This window comes from Acidithiobacillus sp. TH-A36, from assembly GCF_057473445.1.
Window position 1 is genome coordinate 1 of the sequence record NZ_JBYCKP010000147.1, and the last position, 2,382, is coordinate 2,382.

The 2,382-nt window shown below is 47.6% G+C and carries 3 protein-coding genes; 1 reads left to right on the forward strand and 2 read right to left on the reverse strand.

Annotated features, from left to right (window positions below):
* Positions 1–240: helix-turn-helix domain-containing protein (locus AC2VLY_RS04060; RefSeq protein ID WP_486921801.1), on the reverse strand; the 240-nt coding region annotated here is incomplete at its 3' end.
* A gap of 64 nt (positions 241–304) precedes the next feature.
* Here AC2VLY_RS04060 and AC2VLY_RS04065 point away from each other — a divergent pair.
* Positions 305–577 (forward strand): helix-turn-helix domain-containing protein, encoded by a 273-nt coding sequence (locus AC2VLY_RS04065; RefSeq protein WP_486893350.1) that lies wholly within the window; start codon positions 305–307, stop codon positions 575–577.
* Positions 578–975: 398 nt separating this feature from the next.
* On the opposite strand, the gene AC2VLY_RS04070 is transcribed toward AC2VLY_RS04065, so the two are convergent.
* Entirely contained in the window at positions 976–2,229 is a 1,254-nt protein-coding gene (locus tag AC2VLY_RS04070) for an MFS transporter (protein ID WP_486893349.1), read from the reverse strand.
* Positions 2,230–2,382: the final 153 nt, after the last annotated feature.

The following is a 2,382-nucleotide window of genomic DNA, read 5'->3' on the forward strand; positions in this document are numbered from 1 at the left end:
ACTCCAATGCGTCATCGCTTCCGGCTTACTCTGCGTGGTCAATTCTACCAGGCGGGCCACATCCACTTTCACCGGAGGGGCGCCGCGCGGTAAATCGTGTTCAATGCCCAACAAGCGGTGTTCCAGATAACGCTTGCGCCAACGTGCGACTTGCAGGCGATCCACCCCCAGGCGCTCCGCAATTTCCTTGTTCTGCAAGCCCTCTGCCGCCAGCAATATCATCCGTGTCCGTAATGACAAGCGGACACTGCTTAATCGGGAGGCGACTATACGGGACAACTCGGACCGCTCTTCGCTGGTTAAAATGACTGTGGGCGCAACTCGCAAGGCTCGACTCCATTCATACCCTCAACATGGAACTATATTTATCATCATTAATCTTAAGTTTCATCAAGAATGCAACGATGCACTAGCTGCAGGTAGGCCCGTGACGTCCGTTGCATTGGATCTCGGCTATGGCAACGTGAGTGCTTTCATTGCGTTGTTCAAGCGATCATTTGGGGTGACGCCGGGACGTTACTATAATGCCACCCAAGCAGTTCAACCCGTCACCGCAGGTTCAGAAAAACCGGAATAGCCAGCGCCTTATGAAATGATTTCTGACTAGGTCACGTGAGCAATCTTTGATTAACAGTCCGGCAGGTGCTTGAGAATTATGACTATACTGCATAGGTTGGCGCATCATTGTTGCCATATTAGCCATTTTTTAGATTGGATATTGCGCCATGAAAACTGAAGAACCTAAAACGCCTCTGGATTGGTATACTGTGGTCAGAGGATTGCGAACGGATGACCCGCGAGGTTGAGGAAGGTTCTGGGCGGTGTAGTGTCTGTTACCAACTTTTTTTGCACAAAATTTAGGGGGGCTTGGGTTCGATCAGGCATAAAGTTACCAACTTTATTTATTTTTGAAAATTTCGATGTGCCAATTTTACTGGCTTAGGCCAGATAAAAGTTACCATCTTTATTTGTATCCTACAAGGAGAGCCCCCCTAAAATACCCACGCCCATACTTGAAGAAAGCGTGCGCACAAAGTTGGCCAACGTAGAAGCTTCATGCAGATTTTGCGGAGGTATTTCCGATAGAACCAACATGTTCATGGGTACAAACAGAAGACCGATACCAATACCCAGTAAGGCCATATAGAAAATCACATCTTGCAGCGATTCCTGCGGAACGAGAAAAATAGAAGCATACACCGCTGAAAAAACCAATAGGGCCAGTATCGCCAGATATTTAACCGGCACCCATTGAGAAGCCTTACTCATAAACATAGTGACAGGAATAGCGGTAACACCGATCGGTATACTGAGTAATCCACCGTAAAATCCGTTGTAGCCCGTATATTTTTCCACCCACAAGGGAATATCTGCCGTCCACCCCGTAAAGATGGACCAGCCCAAACAGAGCAGCAGCAGGCCTAACCCATAACTGCGAATATTCAGAAACGATAAGTTCAACAAAGGGTGTTCGGTCCTTTTTTGGCGGACGATGAAAGCGACCAGGAGCAAGATGGAAAGCCCTATAGCCATAACTATACGGCTGGACCGGAACCAACCAGATTCATCGCCCTGATCTATGATGAATTGCACGCTCACGACGAACCCATACAACATCAGGAATCCAATCCCATCAAATGGTTTAGTCAACCGCTCGCTATCTGGAATCTTTTTTCCACTCAGCCACATCGACAAAACAAAAAGTGGGATGGAAAGTACAAATATATAACGCCAACTGACCACTGTGGCCAACCAACCGCCAATGAATGGACCGATGTAAAAGGGAATTAACATGGCATTGGTCCATAGAGACATCATCAACGACCGGCGGTCAGGCGCACTGTAGCGAATGAAAATGGTTTGGCTCAGAGGAACCAGTATCCCCGCGCCGAGGCCTTGCACACCACGAAATAGCAACATGACCCAGATATTGCTGGTACTTGCACAAATAGCGCTACTGACTATCAAGGCGAGCACTGACCCATTGAAAGCACCACGAATGCCTATACGTGATGACACCCAAGGCATCAGCGTGGAACCTACAGCCCAGTTCATCACCATAAAGGTGAGAACCCAGACTGCATGGTGATCACTGGTCGTCAAACTTCCCGCGAGATAAGGGAAAATATTCTGAACGGCAACGGCGATAAACGAGCTGGTAGCGAGGGCGAGTCCAACCCCGAAGAACAGGAGGAAAGACGATCGATTATTCAATTTTTCATCACCCATGTTTTGGGGAATCCTTCAATGTATTTTGTTGTGCCAAAAAATGGCCATAACTAAGTATCCTGATCCTGCTAGTGGTCATTTGAGGCGTGGTTTTTTGAGAAACAGAATCAGCGGAATCATGATGAGAAAGCCGTAAAACAAGAGAACAAATGC

Coding starts and splice junctions, on each gene's coding strand:
- AC2VLY_RS04065 (WP_486893350.1), top strand. CDS start 305: ATGACTGTGGGCGCAACTCGCAAGGCTCGACTCCATTCATACCCTCAA.
- AC2VLY_RS04070 (WP_486893349.1), bottom strand. CDS start 2,229: ATGGGTGATGAAAAATTGAATAATCGATCGTCTTTCCTCCTGTTCTTC.